Source organism: Pararhizobium sp. P1_E7 (assembly GCF_056405855.1).
The window spans coordinates 101,222-119,476 of sequence record NZ_JBFUBH010000007.1 but is presented as its reverse complement, the minus strand read 5'-3'; the positions used below and the strand labels follow the sequence as shown (position 1 = coordinate 119,476).

Here is an 18,255-nt window from a genome sequence, read left to right as displayed (position 1 = left end):
GCCCGGCAACGGCCCCTTGGAAACTCCGGTGCAGGCCTCTAAACTCGTAGCCGGTGGCGCATAGCCGCTGGCCGGAAACGGGAAAGGAGCCTTTAATCCGTGAAATACCGCCTGCTCGTCGCACTGTGTCTTGCACCCCTTTTGCTGTTTGCCGTGGTTTTTCACGGCGGAGCATTGGCGACGCGCAGCTATATGAACGAGGCGTCGCTTCAGGCAAACTCGGCTTTGCGCCTGGCGGTATCGGCGCTCAGCGGCCATCTCAGCCGCTATGAGCCCCTGCCGGCGCTGATCGCCGATCACGACGACATCAAGGAGCTGATCACCCATCCGGATGACAAGGCCCTGCGCGAGGTGGCGAATGTCTATCTCAAGGATATCAACCGGCTGCTGGAATCCTCCGATATCTACGTGATGACCATGGACGGCAATACGATTGCCGCCAGCAATTACGATCGGCCGGCAAGCTTCGTCGGTCAGAATTTCAGCTACCGCCCCTATTTCCAGGATGCCGCCAAAGGCAGCCAGTCGCGTTTCTATGCGCTCGGCACCACGTCGCTGAAGCGCGGCTACTATTTTGCCTCGCCGATCCGCGTCGGCGGCCGGATCAGCGGCGTCATCGTCTTCAAGGTGGATATCGATTCGATCGAAACATCATGGCGCGGCGGCGAGTACAAGATCTTCGTCTCCGACCCCGAAGGCATCGTCTTCATGACCGGCAGCCCGGAATGGCTCTATTCCAGCATTCTGCCGCTGAACAGCGCGCGCCTGCAACGAACACAGGCCTCGCGGCGCTACGCCGAGGCAGAGCTCAAGCCGCTACCGATTACCCGGAGCGAGCTTGACGGTCATGCGCTGATGACCATGACCACCGCGGACCGCCGGGAATATCTGGTCCTGTCGCAATATATGCCCGAGGCCGACTGGACCGTGAATGTGTTGATGGACACGGCCTCCGTCCGCGCCCAGGCGCGCACCACCATCATTGCCGTCGTTCTTTTCCTGTGCCTGACCGGCCTTGCGCTGGCGATCGTCCTGCAGCGCCGCGCCCGTCTTGCCGAGCGGATGCGGATGCAGACCGAGGCGCGCAACGAATTGGAACACCGGGTCGAGGAACGCACCGCCGATCTGGCACTGGTCAATCAACGCATCGAGGAAGAGATCGCCGAGCGACGGCTGACCGAACAGGAGTTGCGCAAGACCCAGGCCGACCTGATCCAGGCGGGCAAGCTTGCCGGATTGGGGCAGATGTCTGCCGCCCTCTCGCACGAACTCAATCAGCCGCTGGCAGCTGCCAAGACCTATGCCGACAGCGCGGCGATGCTGATCGACCTGGAACGCGTGCCGGAGGCCCGCGACAATGTCCGGCGCATTTCCGGGCTGATCGACCGCATGGCCTCGATCAGCCGCCATCTGCGCAATTTCGCCCGCAAGCCGAATGAGAAGCTTGGCCCCGTGGCGCTCGACGCCGTCATTGCCGATACGCTGGAGATCGTCTCTGCCCGCCTGAAGACCGCCGATGCCGACCTCACGATTGAGCCCGGCAGCGATGCCGTCATGGTCAAGGCCGGCTCCGTCCGGCTGCAGCAGGTCCTCGTCAACATCATCACCAACGCGGCGGATGCGATCGAGGGTCTTGACGACCGGCGCATCCACGTCCTGGCGGAACGTCAGAACGAAAAGGTCATCCTGACGATCAGAGATCACGGACCGGGTGTGCCGGCTGCGATCACCGAGCGCATCTTCGATCCTTTCTACACCACCAAGGGGGTCGGCAAGGGCCTGGGTCTGGGCCTGTCCATCTCCTACAACATCATCAAGGATTTCGGCGGCAGTCTCTCCGTCTTAAACCATCCGGAGGGCGGCGCCGTGTTTCGTATCGAACTCGAAGCAGCAACGGCAGCGCAGGAGGCCGCCGAGTGAGCGATCTACGCGTGCTGCTGGTCGATGACGAAGAAGACATGCGCCGCTCCACCGCGCAGGCGCTCGGCCTGTTCGGACTGGATGTCGATACGTTCTCCAGCGCCGAGGACGTATTGGAATTGACCGGCTACAGTTTTTCCGGCGTCGTCATCAGCGACATCCGCATGCCGGGCATGGATGGCATGACGCTTTTGCAGCGCATCCGCGAGGTCGATGCCGAAATCCCGGTCATCCTGGTGACCGGCCATGGCGACGTGCAGCTGGCCGTCAAGGCGATGCGCGAGGGCGTCTACGATTTCCTCGAAAAACCGTTTACCGCCCAGCATCTGGCAGCGGTAGCCCGCCGGGCGCTCGACCGCCGCAGCCTCGTGCTGGAAAACCGGCGGCTGCGGGCTGTTGCCGGCAAGCGCGACGATATCGAGGCGCGATTGCCCGGCCGGACGCAGGCCATGGTCGATCTGCGCTACCGCCTGCGCGCTATCGGCGGCACGGATGCCGATACGCTGATCATCGGCGAAACCGGCGTCGGCAAGGAAGTGGTTGCCCGCGCGCTGCATGATATCAGCGCCCGCGCCGACCGGCCGCTAATCGCCATCAACTGCGCCGCCCTGCCGGAAAACCTGATCGAGAGCGAACTGTTCGGCCATGAAGCCGGGGCTTTCCCGGGTGCGCTGCGGCCGCGCTACGGCAAGTTCGAACATGGCCGCGGCGGCACCATCCTGCTCGATGAGATCGGCTCCCTGCCCTTCGACTTGCAGGCTAAGTTCCTGCGGGTGCTACAAGAGCGGGTGATTACCCGGCTCGGCTCGAACGAGATCGTGCCGCTCGACGTGCGTTTCGTTGCAACCAGCAAGGTCGATCTCGAAGCGGAAGTGGCCGCCGGCCGTTTTCGTGCCGATCTTCTCTACCGTCTGAATGTCGCGACGCTGCATGTGCCCTCGTTGGCGCAGCGAAAGGCCGATATCCCGCTTCTCTTCCTGCAACTGGTCCGGGAGGCAGCCGCCCGTTACGGGCGCAACGATATCGATGTGCCCCCTAGCCTGATCACCGAAATCGCCGGACGGTCCTGGCCGGGCAATGTCCGCGAACTGCGCAACGCTGCCGACCGGCTGGTCCTTGGACTTGATCTCAAGCCGGACGAAGCCCAGGCACGGCCCGAAAAACAGCGGCTGGCAGACAAGGTTGCCGATTTCGAACGCGGCATCATCGCCAGCGCGCTTGCCGCCCATGGCGGTGCGCTGCGGCCCGTCTATGAGCTCCTGGGAATATCGCGAAAGACACTCTACGAGAAAATGCAGAAATACGGGCTCGACAAAAAACTGCCTGCCGTCGATGACGACTACGCCCATTGATGGATAATGGGTGGAAATCCACCCATACCTGACGGCGTTTGTTTCCGTTCCGACCCATGCTGCGCCGCACTGTCTGCAAATACCCCAAAATGCGCCCGGGAAACGGTTGCCCCTTGGCTGCCCGGCCCCACAATGAAACATCCAGAATCGGCGCGGGAGGAGCTGCGCCGGCTGGCAACATGTTTCATCCGGGAGGACTTCGATGAAAACCCTGACAGCCATGCTTGGCATGACGGCCCTCGCCTCCGTTTCGCTTGTTTCCATTTCCGCAAACGCCCAGACCTATCCGGACCGCACCATCACCATGGTCGTTCCCTTCTCGGCCGGCGGCCCGACCGATACGGTTGCCCGGCTGGTTGCAGAATCCATGTCGAAGGATCTCGGCCAGCAGATCATCGTCGAGAATGTCGGCGGCGCCGGCGGCTCGCTCGGTGCCGGCCGCGTGGCACAGGCCGATCCGGACGGCTACACGGTTCTCCTGCACCATATCGGCATGGCGACCAGCGCCACGCTCTACCGCAAGCTTGCCTATGACACGCTGAACGCCTTCGAATATGTCGGACTGGTCACCGAGGTACCGATGACGATCGTCGCCCGCAAGGATTTCGAGCCGACGGACCTCAAGGGCCTGATCGACTACGTCAAGGCCAACAAGGACACGGTCACCGTTGCCAATGCCGGCATCGGCGCTGCCTCGCATCTCTGCGGCATGATGTTCATGAGTGCCATCGAAACGCCGCTGGTCACCGTTCCCTACAAGGGCACGGGTCCGGCAATGACCGACCTGCTCGGCGGCCAGGTCGATATCATGTGCGACCAGACCACCAACACGACCAAGCAGATCCTCGGCGGCACCATCAAGGCCTACGCCGTCACCTCGCCTCAACGCCTTCCGGTCCTGCCGGATGTACCGACAGCCGCCGAAGCCGGTCTGGCAAACTTCCAGGTCGGCATCTGGCATGGTGTCTACGCGCCGAAGGGCACGCCGGCAGAAGCCACCGAGCGCCTGTCGAAGGCGCTCCAAGCCGCGCTGAAAGACCCGAACGTCGTCGCGCGCTTCGCCGAACTCGGCACGGTTCCGTCTTCGGAGGCGGATGCGTCACCTGCTGCCCTCAAGGCCAAGCTTGAGACCGAGATCGCCCGCTGGAAGCCAGTGATCGAAGCAGCCGGCCAATACGCCGACTGATCACGCCCGCTATCGGTCATATGCCCTCCGCCTTCCTCTTCCCTGAAAGAGGAAGGCGCCTGCTCAAGGCCATTTCGACAACCATTCGATGAGATGGCCGGCACAGCAGACCGGGCTGAAATCAAGGAGGCATCATGAAATCCTTATCCTTCGACACCACCAATGCGCTCTGCGGCGCACTCTTCATCGGACTGGGCGGTTTCTTCATCTATCAGAGCCTCGGCCTTGACCTCGGCACAGCATTCAAGATGGGACCCGGCTATTTCCCGTTGTTCCTGGCAGCCATCCTGACGTTTCTCKGCATCGTCATCATCGTGCAATCGGCCCGTGTCGAGGGTGAACCGCTCGGGCCTGTCGCTTGGCGCGGCATGTTGTTCATCCTGCCGGCGCCGATCTTTTTCGGGCTGACCGTGCGCGGCCTCGGCTTCGTGCCGTCGCTGTTCTTTACCGCCCTGATCGCCTGCTTCGCGTCCCAGCGCATGAAGCCGCTGACCGCACTTGCGGTATCGGTAGCGCTGACGATCTTTTCGGTCGCCGTGTTCAGCTACGCGCTCGGCCTGCCCTTCCAGCGCTTCGGCCCCTGGGTCAGATTGTAGGACATCACGATGGAACTCTTCAGCAATCTCGCCCTCGGCTTCTCCACCGCCGCTTCGCCCGAAAACCTCCTCTTTTGCCTGATCGGCGTGCTGCTCGGCACATTGATCGGCGTTCTGCCCGGCATCGGCGCCACCGCGACGATCGCCATGCTGTTGCCGATCACCTTCCAGCTGGAGCCCGTTTCCTCGCTGATCATGCTCGCCGGCATCTACTACGGCGCACAGTATGGCGGATCGACCACCGCCATCCTGATCAACATGCCCGGCGAATCCTCGTCCGCCGTCACCGCCATCGACGGCTACCAGATGGCCCGCAAAGGCCGAGCGGGTGCCGCCCTTTCCATCGCAGCACTCGGATCGTTCTTCGCCGGGACGGTCTCGACCTTCCTGGTGGCGATCTTCGCCCTGCCGTTGACGGCCATTGCCCTGCAGTTCGGTGCGGCAGAATATTTCTCGCTGATGATCGTCGGCCTCGTCTCCTCGATTGCGCTCGCTCATGGCTCGATCGTCAAGGCGCTGGCGATGGTGGCGCTCGGTCTCCTGCTCGGCCTCGTCGGCACCGATATCTACACCGGCACGCCGCGTTTCACCCTTGGCATCCGCGAATATGCCGATGGCCTGAATTTCGTCGCGGTCGCCGTCGGTGTCTTCGGCGTCGCCGAGATTCTTCGCAATCTCGAGGGTGAAAAGACCCGCACCGTGCTGATGGCCAAGGTCAGCGGCCTTTTGCCGACGCGCGATGATTTCAAGCAGATGGTTGCACCGGTTATACGCGGCACAGTCATCGGCTCGGCGCTTGGCATTCTGCCCGGCGGCGGTGCCATCCTTGCAGCCTTCGCCTCCTATACGGTGGAAAAACGCATGTCGAAGACGCCGCAGGAGTTCGGCCATGGCGCAATCGCCGGTGTCGCAGGTCCCGAATCGGCCAACAATGCCGGTGCCCAGACATCGTTCATTCCGCTCCTGACGCTCGGCATTCCGGCCAATCCGGTGATGGCGCTGATGGTCGGTGCGATGATCATCCAGGGCATCGTGCCAGGCCCGAACGTCGCGGTCGAGCAACCGGCTTTGTTCTGGGGTATCATCGCCTCGATGTGGATCGGCAACCTGATGCTGGTCGTCCTCAACCTGCCGCTGATCGGCCTGTGGGTAAAACTGCTGACGATCCCCTACTACGTGCTGTTCCCGATCATCATGGCCTTCTGCTCGATCGGGGTCTACAGCGTCAACTCGAACGTCTACGACCTCTATGCCGTCGCGTTTTTCGGCCTGGCGGGCTATGCGCTGGTCAAACTGCGCTGCGAACCGGCGCCTCTCCTGCTCGGTTTTGTATTGGGGCCGCTACTGGAGGAAAACCTGCGCCGTGCCATGATCCTGTCGCGTGGCGATGCAACGACCTTCCTCACGCGGCCGATCAGCGCCATCCTGCTTTTGATCGCCCTTGCCGTGCTGGCCGTCGTCTTTTTGCCTGCCGTCAAGGCCAAGCGCGAGGCGGTGTTCCAGGAAGAGGATTGACCGGGCGCACGCTTGCGCGTGCTTGATTTGACATCGCCCCTGCCGGAGATCGAATCCGGCCGGGGTCAGCATTCGCGTCAGTGACGCAGAAAAGTCTGCCCAAACAACAAAGGCCGGTCTTTCGACCAGCCCTTCAAAATCACCGATTGGCCGCAACCATCAGAGCGCGGTGCATGCATGTGGGGTCGTTGCCCAGCAGCCGCGTCAAGCAGCGCTTGCGTCGCTCTTTTCGCTTTCATTCTTTCTCGTTGCTGCTCCGGTCGTTGCCTCTATCATCGCCATGCTGATGATGTAGCTCAACAGGATATTGGATTGGCTGTCAGCGATAAGTTTGGCTGCACTGAGAAGATCGACGATATGTGACTGCGCTTTCATCGGGGCCTCCACCCTCATTGTCCACGACGCATGGTGCGCTAATTTGGTAGTTTCCTTCAACTGCAGATAATCATCAGTGAAAGTTACCAGTTGAGCACAACCCGGTCCATGGGAAATCTCGGGGGGTACAAGAGCACGATTTGCCCCGAGAAAACAGATTGTAAACGTTTTGCATTCGATCGAATGCGTTCTACTGAGACGACCACACATGACATCTGCGCCAGCTTTTAGCAACGCTTAACTCAATCTTCGGCCGCGCAGGATTCGGGCCGGAACGTCCAAGGCAACGCCGGTTTACCGAACGAGAGGCTCGTCGAAACGGCAAAAGAAGCCCAATCTGGTGGCGAAGTTCAGAAATCTCCAGCAACCGGGACCTGACATAAATCAGCAAATAAGCCCAAGGAATCTGAACCGCCTAGCAGCGCATTCCCCTTTTTTTGTTGGAACCAATCTAAAGCGATTCCCACAAGTCTCGAAACAATAAAGCAGTGATACCAAGATTGCGATTCACAGAGCCTATTTCAGGCCAAACGGCTACCGTAGTATTGCTCGACGTGGATACGTGATCGAACGAAGGAGCCAAGGCGGATAGCGGGAATCCCTGCTTTATTTAACTCGCCTCCAACAAGGTTTGCCAGCGCAATTTCCCCGTTAACCTGGAGCCTAGCCGCAACCTCTTTTGGCGATATGAACTTTCTACGAAAATCCCATATTTCCGCCATCGATATCCTACCGCTTGATAGAAATCCGTATGCGACAAGGTTCGAAATTTGGGGGCCGCTCATGCCTAGGTAAAACCCTGCTTCACCACCGGTTATCTCCGCAGAGGAGCCGTCGGGTCCTGGTGCCAGATCAGCAAAAAAAGCCTTCCAAACTTCAAAGTCACCGATGACAAGACCACGGATGTAGGGCGAATTCACTGATTTTCTCAATGTCGGAAGGGTCTGTTCCAGTATTCCCTGCAGCATCTGCGGCCAGGGACTGCCGGGAAGGTGGTAAAGCGCCAAAACGATATCGCTCATGGAGAGCGTCCGCTTCTTGCCCCTCGTGCGTGGAACCTCGATTGAAGTGAGTTCGCATACAGATCGTGTGGTCGCGTGCCAGTTTCTGGCGAGCAATTGGTCTGGGCACCAGAAACCTGAAGCGTAGCATGCGAGCAAGGCGCTCACAGGGAGGCCCGACTTCGCGCTCTCTTCGCGAACCAGTTTCGATGCGTGGGCATAACGGGAGAGGTCATGCCACGATACGGGCGGTGACGTACTAGGCGTCGTTTTAGTCGTCCCATCGACCGCAATTAGCACGCTCGCCCTCAACGATGACTTGATCCCGGACGTCATCAACTTTCGGAAGCGTGGATCGTAAAATGGCGACATCAATCGGACCCTTAGAGGGTGCGCATAGAAATCCTTGGTCTGTGGGAAAAACCACGCATTCTTTAAACTCTCAGCCATCTCGATGAAGCCGTGAGGCCAGTTGATCATTGCACGACCCGCTACAGAAAGATTTTTCGCGCTGACCTCTCCGACAGCCGAAAAGTTCGACTGAAGCGCTCGACACACCCCAGTTTTGAAATCAAGCGCCTTCGCGGCCTGCACTATGAATTCGAAAAGATGCCCAGGGTTAAATTCGCGTAACTCGGGATGGAGAGCCGCACGTCCACGATCTACTCTTTCGGGATCGATGAGGTCGGTTACGAACCGGACGGCCTCCTCGTCGTCGAATTCTACAATGGGTTGGGGGTAGTCACGTAAATCGACCGAGGCCTTTCGACGGTCGTTCGGATCAAAACATTTGTGGCAAGAGCAAATGCCCTTTGTAGAGACGAAGGTTAGTCGGGCGCGGCAAACCGGGCATTTATCGAGCAACGTTTCGAAAGTTGAAGGATCGAACGTAAGTGACTTGATGTGCCAAATGGCCTTTTGATAGCCACCATACTTCAAAAAAGTTGGCGCGACCCGTCGATGACCGATAAGCTGATGGTACGGCAGATTGCTAGAAAAGAAGTCAAAGCTATCCCGCCCAGTTGACGGGTAAAGAAGCGGAGCAATATCGGACTGTCCCTTCCTAGTGCCCAGAAGGTCTCCGAGGCCATCTAAGGTGAGCCCCCACTTGGCTACCCCGTAATGTGAAAATCTTTGTTCGCGTTTCCCGCCAATAATCTTCATAATTTCGAAGGGGTAGTGGTAGGCATTGAGAGCGCTCGCTCTCAAAATCAGGTCTGCGGCTCCCTCGCCCGGCATAGGCTGCACAGATACTGCGAGTTTGCGACCGGCCAGGGCGTGGTGGCGACGAGCCGCCTCGCCATCTATAAGTCCGTACTGCTTAGCCATAAGCGGCCCCGCGCTCCTCTCACCAATCGCGTGCAACATGACGGCCATTGGCCGCGCCGCGAATTGGCAACAGTACCCATTTGCACTTCGAGGGCGCGCAACGAAGTATGACCGTTACCCCTTTTTTGGGACGTCGTCCTCGGTTGGGTCCTCACCAGTCCGACCGGAAGGGGTACGCCAGCGCACGCCCACTCCATAGGCCGTGGTCGCACCGGTGAATTCCACCCCCTGATCCTCCAAGGCTCTCACAACGCTTGTAAGCGTTTCCAACATGACGTTCTGGCCCTCTTCGACACGGAGGAGTGTATGGCGCGATACCCCTGCTGCCTGAGCCAACTGGCTTTGTTTCCAGCCAACTAATGCCCGGCCCGCACGCAATATCTCTGGTGGATAATTAATCGCCATACAGCGAAAAACGCACCTTATCGAAAAATGTCAACATTAGCGACTTAATGTAGCACAATGTTGACATTTAGTTGCGTTTATTTAACAAGAAGTAGCAACGATTCTTTTCGCAGCGATTCAAATCAGAATCACCACGAGGTATTTCATGGCTAACTCGGCTTCCCCTCCAATTCCGTCCCCGCAGGAAATGATTGACGCCTACCGTCGACTTGCTGACGACCTTGAAAGGTTTGCGGTGCTGGGTCCGAAATCCATCGTATCCAGCGCCACTATTTCGGACTGGGTCATCGCCAAGAGAGCCGTGCCTGTTCTTGTGGGGACCATCACCGGCCATCCGAACATTAAGAGCGGGAACGCCGGGTTCACTACCGAGATCGTCTTCTGGGATGAAAGGCAGAACCTCGCCAGGACTTTCAACCGCTGGTATCGCCTAGGACGTCCTCTTGAAGGAAGGCCCAACCAATGAAACCCCACACCCAGGACATGCTCGATGCCGCGATAGAGAACCTTCTAACAGCAACCGCCGAGGTCCATGCCGCGATCTCCAAATTTCCTGCCGAGCTTAGCCGACGAGCCGCCCCAACAGCCTTGGCCAGCAGCCCGCGACGGTTTCTGGCTTTTTGCGCATTCGTGCGCCTGATGAAAAATCAGCAGCATTTCTTCACTGCTCCCACATCAGTAATAGTGATCCAAGTTCCACGGGCTTGGCCGATGGACGACTTCGACTATGTCGCAGAACTCGGCCTCAAGTCTGGAGGTCGCAGCTCCGTGCGGATTAAGGCTTTCTGCCATCCCCCAAGGACTAAAAAAGGGAATTGGGATTTCAGCCCTGGGGCATATCTGGACGCTCAGAAGGTAGTGGTCTTTCTCCCAAAGGGGGCGGAGCTGCACGCCGAGTTCAGGATAAGTGCAGACACGAACGTCGATTTGGAAATCCTTGATGACCGATATCTGGATAGCCTCGCTCGCCAACTGGAAGTCGGCCCATTATCGGAAGAAGACAAAGCACTTCTTCGCAAACAGGACCCTGGGTACATTGATTCCATCTTCCGGAAAGGTCGCTCGGCACGTTCTGCGCTGGCAAGGCTCAAGGAATTAACTTCAAAAGCCAGCAGTTCACGGCGGGTCCTTCCCCTTTCATCGTATGGTGCAGCAGGCACATGGGGGCTCGATCTAAAACGCGATTTGGAACTCTGGCGTGCCGGTGCGCTTCACTGGGCCGATGTAGATAAAGGAATTCTGCTATACGGCCTGCCTGGCACCGGAAAGACCAGCTTTGCGATATCCCTCGCGTCGGAGTGCGGCGCTCAATTAGTCGCCGCCTCGCTTGCAAAATGGCAAAGTCACGGGCATCTCGGCGATTTGTTGAAAGCGATGAGACTCGATTTCCATGAGGCGCGAGAATCCGCCCCGTCCATCCTATTCCTCGATGAATTCGATGCTTTCGGTGACCGTCGGAAATTCTCAGGGGACAACCAGCAGTATTGCAATGAAGTCGTCAACGCGTTGCTAGAAGCGCTCGATGGGGCTGGCGGACGCGAAGGCGTTGTAGTGGTGGCATCAACGAATCTTCCGGAACGTCTTGATCCCGCCCTCATTCGGTCGGGCAGGCTGGAGAAACATATTGAACTTTTGCCACCTAATGCGGAAGAGCGGGCCTCAATCCTTCGGTTCTATCTTCCGGAACTAACGGACTTCCCAGCGATACGGCAGGCTGCGAGAGCACTCGTAGGAAAAACGGGAGCCGACCTGGAACTTCTTGCCAGGAAAGCGCGTCAGCGGGCGCGCGTTGCGAATAGAGGTGTGATGATTGAGGACCTCAATGAGCACATTTCTGAGCGTGTAAAATTAGTCGGAGCCGATCTCTGGCGAATATGCATTCATGAGGCAGCGCATGCGTTGGTAGCGAAGGTACTGGAAGTTGGGATCGTCTCACGAGTCGAGATTTTCGATCATACATCAGAAAACGAAGGGGCACATCAAGCGCACGGGGCGACTTGGATAGACGAGCCGGTCACACCGTTCAAAACTGAGAGGTACTTCCGAGCTGACATCGCGATGGGTCTCGCCGGTATGGCCGCCGAGGAGCTGATATTTGGCAACCGCTCGACCACTTCCGGAGGATCACCACGGAGCGACGTCGCGAAGGCAACTGAATTAGCTTCGCAATTGGTCACGAGATTTGGATTAGGAAGACGCCTCTCGACATTTCCCGTAGAAATTGACCAGACGAAAGGGGCATTATTTTCAATATTTCCTGACCTTCGCGCTGATGTCGATCTCATTCTCAATACGGAATACAGGAGATCGAAGGAAATACTTGAGTTGAACCAGGAGGCGCTGATAAATATCGCGGGCGCACTGAGGGACGAGAAATTCCTAGCGGGTGAGCGCCTTGTACAGCTGCTCAATCACCTATCCAGCGACGAAATTTCCGGATTTCAACAACTCTACCAAGGCAAACCAGGCCACCTAGTCCAACCGGGAACGTCGCCATGATCTGAGGCTCAGCTGGAACCGGATTGAAAACGGCCTCGGATCACGCGCGCAATTTCACGGGCATCATCCAAAGTCATGTGCGGAAAGCCAGTATCCCGCTGCCCTACCATCTGAAGGAGACACGCACTTGCCGCCTCCAGTTGAGCATCCTCATGAGGAATCGCCGCTCTTGACGCAGCTAGGTTAGGATTTTGGGGCATCATCTGAAATTTTGCACAGTCTCCGACCATTGAAGGATCGGGCGGAATTTCGTCGACGTCAACCAGCCACGATACGCCGCTTGTCGTTTAACGGACCCGGCCAAGCGATTTCTCGTCGGGCCGCTGACCTCGGCTCTTGGTTATTTGGTCTCCGCGCCAAAGGCCAATTTTCAACGTTTATCACTTCGAGAGGAATGCGCCTTATGTGGCACGCTGCGATTTCAAAGTCGGGGTTCACTTCGCAAATCGTTGGTGACGACGACAAATCGGCATCTGGGAAATGGCTGGTTCCCATAGCCCTTGGCGATCCTGAAGGCATATGGCCGAAATTGGCGGAAGCTGCGGCTCAGGGCAAGCTGGCGGCTGTGAAGATTTCGTCAGCTAGGCTTGATGTGAAGCTCGGCCACCACCTCGTCTGTGCATACTGCAAAACGTCGCGGGAGAACGACGTAGGTGAGACGCTGAGGAAGCTTCGCAACCTCGGAATTATAGGTGACCTGCGCTACAAGTCTGACAGAGCGACCCTGCAAGGCCGCGATGAATATCTATGGCATTCCAGTAAAGTCGAATTAATATAAGAATCCGTCAAGACTTCACGGCCGGAGTGGAGCAACACGGTAATCGACGTTTCGTCCCCACATTGTCGCTACCGTCGTTCTGTGATCCAGGTTCCATCGAAGACCTGCCTTGTCTGACCTTCGTCAGCATCTACCAGACGCATGGCATTTGCTTGTTTCCTTGCCCCCCATTCGCGCACGCCATTTGCCGCTCCTGTGTTCAATCGAAAACACTGCGAATATCTGTGGAATACAGCTTTGTATAGAATTATTGGGTAATGAACGCTTGCATTGGTTGCAGACAACGGGAAGTCTCCCGTCACTGGGAGGAGACTTTATGTGGGCTGATGTCGAGACTGGTCGTGATTTTCTGAACTTCAACGTAATGGCGAGCTTAGTCTCCCAGATGATCCTCGACGCCAAAGGCGAGGCTTTGAGCATCGGTATCTCCGGGGGATGGGGTGTCGGCAAATCATCGATGGTGAGGTTGGTGGAGACCGACCTTCAAGCCCGAATCGAACAAGAAAAGAAGGATAGCGCCGAGAAGGCTCAGTCGCTTTTGTTCGTGAATTTCAACGCATGGCTTTATCAGGGACAGGACGACGCGAAAGCGGCGCTGATGGAGGAAATCGCCCAAGCTTTGACGGATCACGCCAAAAAGCAGGAAACAAGCGTCGCTAAGGGCGTGAAACTACTCAAACGCATCGACTTCTTCAGAAGCCTTCGGTTGATTGGCGAACTCGCAGTCACGGCCTACACAGGCGTGCCTGTTGGCGCACTCGCCAGGGCTGGAAAAGGAATTGTCGACAGCTTCACTGACGGCGACATTTCGAGTGACGATTACGATGCCGCCACCTCCCAGGTCGAGAAGCACACCGATACCGTAAAGGGATTGCTGAAACCAGGTTTGAGCTATCAGTCGACACCTCCCCAGATGATCCACGCGATCAGGAAGGAATTCGAAGAACTGCTAGCTGATCTGAACGTTACCTTGGTCGTGTTCGTTGACGATCTCGACCGATGCCTTCCTCCAACTGTTATTGGCACCCTAGAGGCGATGCGCCTGTTTCTGTTCATGAAGCGAACAGCGTTCATCATTGCGGCCGACGACAAGATGATAAAAGAGGCCGTCCGCGTGCAGTTCCAGGGCACTCGGGTCGATGATGATATTGTAGTCAGCTATTTCGACAAGCTTATCCAAGTGCCACTTCGAGTGCCGCCACTCGGCACGAACGAGGTTAAGGCCTACCTTATGATGCTCTTCGTCGAAAAGAGCCTGCTCGGCACAAACGACACCGAGGACAAAAAGGCGAAAGAAGCCGTCCGTATAGCCGTAAATAAGCGCCTCGCTTCTAGCTGGAAGGGCGAGGCTATTGATGCCGAATTCGTGCAAAACTTGATTGCGAATTGCCCGGAGCCCCTGAAAGCAGAACTGGAGCTTGCGGACCGCCTCGCACGCCAGATGATCATCTCGCCAAAGGTAAATGGCAACCCGCGCCTCATCAAGCGTTTCATGAATACGCTCTCTATTCGCCGCAGCCTTGCAAAAGTACAGGAAATAGCCGTCAATGATGCGGTTTTCACGAAGCTCATGCTTTTTGAACGGTTCGCTTCAGCGACATCATTCAATTCTCTAACAGAACTGATCAGCGCGGCACCGGACGGAAAATCGCCAACTCTCCGTGACTTGGAAATTGATGTCCGAAAGGGAGATGTGATTGATGAAAATCGCTGGCCGTCCGGATGGAAAGACGACGCTAAACTAATTGAAGACTGGCTGAAGCTCCCGCCTGATTTGGGTGGACTCGATCTTCGAGGGGCCCTGCATGTTGGTCGAGAAAGCGCCCCGATCATTGCGGCGGAAAGCAAGCTCACCAAAAACGCTGCGGCACTTCTGGCCCAACTGCTCGCGTTGAAGACCAGTCCTCCAGCAACCCTGAAAGGACAAATCGCGACTTTATCTCCTGATGAGCGAGGACTGATAACGACCAGCTTGCTCGACAAGGCTAACGCGGAGACTGAGTGGGGAACACCTCCTATTCTTTATGGGCTCGCCGTTATCGCAGAGGCTGATCGCGCGCAGGCTGATCGTCTGACAGTGTTCTTGGGGAACATTTCATCATCAGCGATAAAGACAGGTCTGATTCCCCGTTTGGGAACGTCCGAATGGGGAAGACAGGTGCTCGTCGCCCTCGGGAAACGCACGGATTTGTCGATTCCCGTTTCTAAAGCCATCAACGCTGCACTCAAGGTGGGCAAATAATGGGCACGTCGAAAACGAGTGGCGGCCCTGGCAAAAATGTGCCGCTGATCCCGAACTGGGTGGCTCCGAATGCACCAATTCGGCCGCCGCCGCCATCTCCGCCATTGACACCTCCTAGAACTGGCGGCGCTCCATTACCTTCACCTGTGTCTCCAGAAAAGCGGCCCGACGGATTGCCTGCCCCCAAAAAGCCGGACGAGGCACCGCCAAATCAGGATCAAAAAATCCCGGCACCGGCTGACTTGGCTCCGGCTCGGAGATTCACGTCAGCCCGCCGAGCAATCGGAAATTTTGCCAGGTCAGGTGATAGCCGCAGTCTCCGGAACGCGTTGGGCAATTATGTAAAGAAGGGCTACGGCGGATCGGCAACGACCTCCCGTCGAATGAGCAAGTCCTCTTCTGCCGCCGCTGGTGTTTTCAACATCCTAGCGCGAGGTGACGGCGTTGCCAAAGCTGACGGTGATCCACCGGCACTCGATGTTGCGACCTTGGCGGGGCTATCTCACAGTGAGGTCGCCGAACGGATTGCGGAGGCAGTCAATCCTGGCGAAGTGTCGCTCGATGATGCCGGTGTTCGCGAAGCCATTGCCGAGGCCGTCAGTTCGGTTCTCAACGAGAACGAAAATGCTGATGTCACCAATCTCCCGCCAGAGCTAGCGGAGGAATGCTTCGTCAGAACCTTGTCCTACTCTGCCTTCAACATCCTGGTCGCCGACATTGGTGCGTCAGTCCAGCGAGCCGCCCACGGAAATGCTGTTCTCGCCAACGACCGCCTGAAGGAAATTAGCGATTTCATTCGGGAAACCTACCGGGCGCAATATGCGAAGGTAAAGGCCATCGGTTCGAAAATCAGCCGAAACACATCGGCGAAGATCGCACGCGACGTCACTGCACAGGTTATGGATATTTTCGAAAGTTATCTCGAATGAAAATCGCAGCGCTCCGACCCGATCAGCCATCCCCCTCCGGCATTGATCATCGCATCAGTATATTCGAAGGCGATATAGGCGCTCTGAGCCGGACGTCTGGCCACGCAGGATTATCAGTTGCCAGCGAACTCTTCAAATGGGCGGGGCGGTCGCCATCAACAATGGCATGGGATTTTACTGCGTTGGCGCTGGGCGTGGTGGGTGCCGACCGGTTGGTGAACCGAGCGACCGTCAGCCCTGATGGCTGGACCCGTGAGATCGATCTGACCGTCGGGGTCAGCGACCCTCATCGATGGCAAGCCCTGTCTGAAAAGATTTCGGCGATGCTCTCGTTCCTGACGGGCGATTTCTGGAATCTGACCTTTGTGGAAGGCGGATATCATCCAGCTCCTCCCAAGAAGATCGTTGGTTCACGACCGGAAACCTGCGTGGCTCTCCTGTCTGGCGGACTGGACAGCCTTATCGGGGCCATCGATATGGAAACCAAGGGTGTCGATCTCCCAGTCTACGTATCGAATAGAGTTCGCGGTGACGTCGCCAAGCAGGAAAAATTTGCCGCCCGAACCGGCGCTGGACAGCGGCTCCTCTCCCTCAACGCTGACCCCAGAACATCAGGTGTTGCCGCAGAAATTTCGCAGCGTCCGCGTTCGATTGTGTTCATCGCGTTTGGCGTTCTCGCTGCCACCCTTTTGGACAAATACATCGCAGGAGAGACTGTCGATCTGCATACCCCTGAGAACGGGTTCATCAGCTTGAACGTACCTCTCACGACGATGAGGCGTGGGAGCCTCAGTACGAGAACGACGCACCCTAAGTTCATCGAGATGCTCCAGAACTTGCTCGACGAGCTTGCAATAAATGTCCGGCTGTCTAACCGTTATCAGCTCAAGACCAAGGGCACGATGATGGCCGAGTGCCAGAGCCAAGAGCTTCTGACCGAATTGGCCCCGATGTCGATGAGTTGCGGTCGTGCCGGGCGCAGTTACACGCATTGTGGTCGGTGCCTCCCTTGCCTCGTACGTCGATCTGCATTCTTGAAATGGAGCAGGCGTATCGATGGAGATACCACGACCTACATGCATCCTAATGTCGAACTTACGGTACAGGGTCGCATCAACAACGCGTTTCATGGTAAGGCGTTCGCGGAGTATGATGACGTCATGCAAACGTTGACTGCCCTCGACTATGTGAACAGGCACGGTGCTCGCCGTTGGATAGGCCCCGCTATCGGAGCCACAACTTTCAGCGCCAATGCCGATGGATACCGCGCGGTAGCTAAGGAAGGTCTTCTGGAAATAGGCGAATTTCTTGAAGCGACTGGACTCCGATGATCGATATGCACTGCCATCTGGACCTCTACCCCAATCCCGGGCGGGTAATTGCAGAGGCAGATAAACGCGAAGCGTTTGTTCTCGCAGTAACGACGACACCCAAGGCTTTCCTGGGCAACGTCAGGTTGACCGAAGGCCGGAAACGGATTCGTGTCGCCGTTGGCCTGCATCCCGAACTTGTTGCGACCCGTTACCGGGAGGTCGATGACGTCCGGAAATTTATGGAGCAGACCAAGTATGTCGGAGAGATCGGCATAGATGGATCACCAGATCATGCGCCTAGCCTCAAGCTGCAAACCGAAGTTTTCTCGACTATCTTAAAACATGCCGAAGGCCACGGCGGCAGGATATTGTCTGTCCATTCTCGTGGCGCTGCGACAGCGGTGCTGAATGTCATCGAAGCGAATCTGAACAAGAGCTTGCCGGTTCTCCACTGGTTTAGCGGCACCAGGAAGGAATTAGATCGAGCAATCGGGCTGGGTTGCTGGTTCAGCGTCGGACCAGCAATGTTGCGGAGCCGTAAAGGACGCGAGTTGCTTGCCTCCATGCCTCGCAATCGGCTTTTAACCGAGACCGACGGGCCATTTGCCACCGACGGCGACACCCCGCTGATGCCTTGGGACGCTGACAGGGTGTTACCGGTCTTGGCAGAGCTTTGGAACTGCTCAGCGAGCGAGGCAGATCGCGACCTTCACGCGAACCTGCGAAACCTAGTCTGCACACTCGACCATGTATACGCCGCATGAGGCTAAGTTGAAAACCCAAGGCTCTCCGAAATGCCGGAGGAAACTTGGGTC

At 57.3% G+C, this 18,255-nt stretch carries 15 protein-coding genes; 12 read left to right on the top strand and 3 right to left on the bottom strand.

The window, feature by feature from the left end; translation table 11 throughout:
- The first annotated feature begins 99 nt into the window (after positions 1-99).
- From AC1D17_RS10555 to AC1D17_RS10535, 5 genes are all read left to right on the top strand, one after another.
- Positions 100-1,920, top strand: a complete 1,821-nt coding sequence (locus AC1D17_RS10555) for a sensor histidine kinase (RefSeq protein WP_477565361.1) — start codon at positions 100-102, stop codon at positions 1,918-1,920.
- Entirely contained in the window at positions 1,917-3,272 is a 1,356-nt protein-coding gene (locus AC1D17_RS10550; RefSeq protein WP_477565360.1) for a sigma-54-dependent transcriptional regulator, read from the top strand. The genes AC1D17_RS10555 and AC1D17_RS10550 overlap by 4 nt, the downstream gene beginning before the upstream one ends.
- A gap of 202 nt (positions 3,273-3,474) precedes the next feature.
- Entirely contained in the window at positions 3,475-4,458 is a 984-nt protein-coding gene (locus AC1D17_RS10545; RefSeq protein WP_477565359.1) for a tripartite tricarboxylate transporter substrate-binding protein, read from the top strand.
- Positions 4,459-4,592: 134 nt separating this feature from the next.
- The gene (locus tag AC1D17_RS10540; RefSeq protein WP_477565358.1) at positions 4,593-5,054 is read left to right on the top strand and encodes a tripartite tricarboxylate transporter TctB family protein; all 462 of its coding nucleotides are present in this window, start codon (positions 4,593-4,595) and stop codon (positions 5,052-5,054) included.
- 9 nt (positions 5,055-5,063) lie between these two features.
- A complete protein-coding gene (locus AC1D17_RS10535) occupies positions 5,064-6,569 on the top strand; it encodes a tripartite tricarboxylate transporter permease (protein WP_477565357.1) in 1,506 nt (501 codons plus the stop codon).
- A 204-nt stretch (positions 6,570-6,773) separates the two neighbouring features.
- Here AC1D17_RS10535 and AC1D17_RS10530 read toward each other — a convergent pair whose 3' ends face one another.
- From AC1D17_RS10530 to AC1D17_RS10520, 3 genes are all read right to left on the bottom strand, one after another.
- The gene (locus tag AC1D17_RS10530) at positions 6,774-6,944 is read right to left on the bottom strand and encodes a hypothetical protein (RefSeq protein WP_477565356.1); all 171 of its coding nucleotides are present in this window, start codon (positions 6,942-6,944) and stop codon (positions 6,774-6,776) included.
- Between the two features lie 521 nt (positions 6,945-7,465).
- A complete protein-coding gene (locus tag AC1D17_RS10525; RefSeq protein ID WP_477565355.1) occupies positions 7,466-9,274 on the bottom strand; it encodes a hypothetical protein in 1,809 nt (602 codons plus the stop codon).
- Positions 9,275-9,388: 114 nt separating this feature from the next.
- Positions 9,389-9,679 (bottom strand): helix-turn-helix transcriptional regulator, encoded by a 291-nt coding sequence (locus AC1D17_RS10520; protein ID WP_477565354.1) that lies wholly within the window; start codon positions 9,677-9,679, stop codon positions 9,389-9,391.
- 145 nt (positions 9,680-9,824) lie between these two features.
- On the opposite strand from AC1D17_RS10520, the gene AC1D17_RS10515 reads away from it, so the two are divergent.
- From AC1D17_RS10515 to qatD, 7 genes are all read left to right on the top strand, one after another.
- Entirely contained in the window at positions 9,825-10,145 is a 321-nt protein-coding gene (locus AC1D17_RS10515) for a hypothetical protein (protein WP_477565353.1), read from the top strand.
- Positions 10,142-12,178 carry an AAA family ATPase gene (locus tag AC1D17_RS10510; RefSeq protein WP_477565352.1) on the top strand — a complete coding sequence of 679 codons (2,037 nt, stop codon included), beginning with the start codon at positions 10,142-10,144 and terminating at the stop codon, positions 12,176-12,178. Before AC1D17_RS10515 ends, AC1D17_RS10510 begins: the two co-directional genes overlap by 4 nt.
- Before the next feature lie 403 nt (positions 12,179-12,581).
- Complete coding sequence (locus AC1D17_RS10505) at positions 12,582-12,956, top strand: putative phosphothreonine lyase domain-containing protein (protein ID WP_477565351.1); 375 nt, start codon at positions 12,582-12,584, stop codon at positions 12,954-12,956.
- A gap of 316 nt (positions 12,957-13,272) precedes the next feature.
- Positions 13,273-15,198, top strand: a complete 1,926-nt coding sequence (locus AC1D17_RS10500) for a KAP family NTPase (protein WP_477565350.1) — start codon at positions 13,273-13,275, stop codon at positions 15,196-15,198.
- Positions 15,198-16,127: a hypothetical protein gene (locus tag AC1D17_RS10495; protein ID WP_477565349.1), complete on the top strand. Its 930-nt coding sequence runs from the start codon at positions 15,198-15,200 to the stop codon at positions 16,125-16,127. Before AC1D17_RS10500 ends, AC1D17_RS10495 begins: the two co-directional genes overlap by 1 nt.
- A complete protein-coding gene (qatC, locus tag AC1D17_RS10490; RefSeq protein ID WP_477565348.1) occupies positions 16,124-17,458 on the top strand; it encodes a Qat anti-phage system QueC-like protein QatC in 1,335 nt (444 codons plus the stop codon). The genes AC1D17_RS10495 and qatC overlap by 4 nt, the downstream gene beginning before the upstream one ends.
- Entirely contained in the window at positions 17,455-18,204 is a 750-nt protein-coding gene (gene qatD / locus AC1D17_RS10485) for a Qat anti-phage system TatD family nuclease QatD (RefSeq protein WP_477565347.1), read from the top strand. Before qatC ends, qatD begins: the two co-directional genes overlap by 4 nt.
- Positions 18,205-18,255: the final 51 nt, after the last annotated feature.

Bases quoted from the DNA above. Each gene is read 5' to 3' on its own strand.
- AC1D17_RS10545 (WP_477565359.1), top strand. From the start codon at position 3,475: ATGAAAACCCTGACAGCCATGCTTGGCATGACGGCCCTCGCCTCCGTT.
- AC1D17_RS10535 (WP_477565357.1), top strand. From the start codon at position 5,064: ATGGAACTCTTCAGCAATCTCGCCCTCGGCTTCTCCACCGCCGCTTCG.
- AC1D17_RS10530 (WP_477565356.1), bottom strand. From the start codon at position 6,944: ATGAAAGCGCAGTCACATATCGTCGATCTTCTCAGTGCAGCCAAACTT.
- AC1D17_RS10525 (WP_477565355.1), bottom strand. From the start codon at position 9,274: ATGGCTAAGCAGTACGGACTTATAGATGGCGAGGCGGCTCGTCGCCAC.
- AC1D17_RS10520 (WP_477565354.1), bottom strand. From the start codon at position 9,679: ATGGCGATTAATTATCCACCAGAGATATTGCGTGCGGGCCGGGCATTA.
- AC1D17_RS10515 (WP_477565353.1), top strand. From the start codon at position 9,825: ATGGCTAACTCGGCTTCCCCTCCAATTCCGTCCCCGCAGGAAATGATT.
- AC1D17_RS10510 (WP_477565352.1), top strand. From the start codon at position 10,142: ATGAAACCCCACACCCAGGACATGCTCGATGCCGCGATAGAGAACCTT.
- AC1D17_RS10505 (WP_477565351.1), top strand. From the start codon at position 12,582: ATGTGGCACGCTGCGATTTCAAAGTCGGGGTTCACTTCGCAAATCGTT.
- AC1D17_RS10500 (WP_477565350.1), top strand. From the start codon at position 13,273: ATGTGGGCTGATGTCGAGACTGGTCGTGATTTTCTGAACTTCAACGTA.
- AC1D17_RS10495 (WP_477565349.1), top strand. From the start codon at position 15,198: ATGGGCACGTCGAAAACGAGTGGCGGCCCTGGCAAAAATGTGCCGCTG.
- qatC (WP_477565348.1), top strand. From the start codon at position 16,124: ATGAAAATCGCAGCGCTCCGACCCGATCAGCCATCCCCCTCCGGCATT.
- qatD (WP_477565347.1), top strand. From the start codon at position 17,455: ATGATCGATATGCACTGCCATCTGGACCTCTACCCCAATCCCGGGCGG.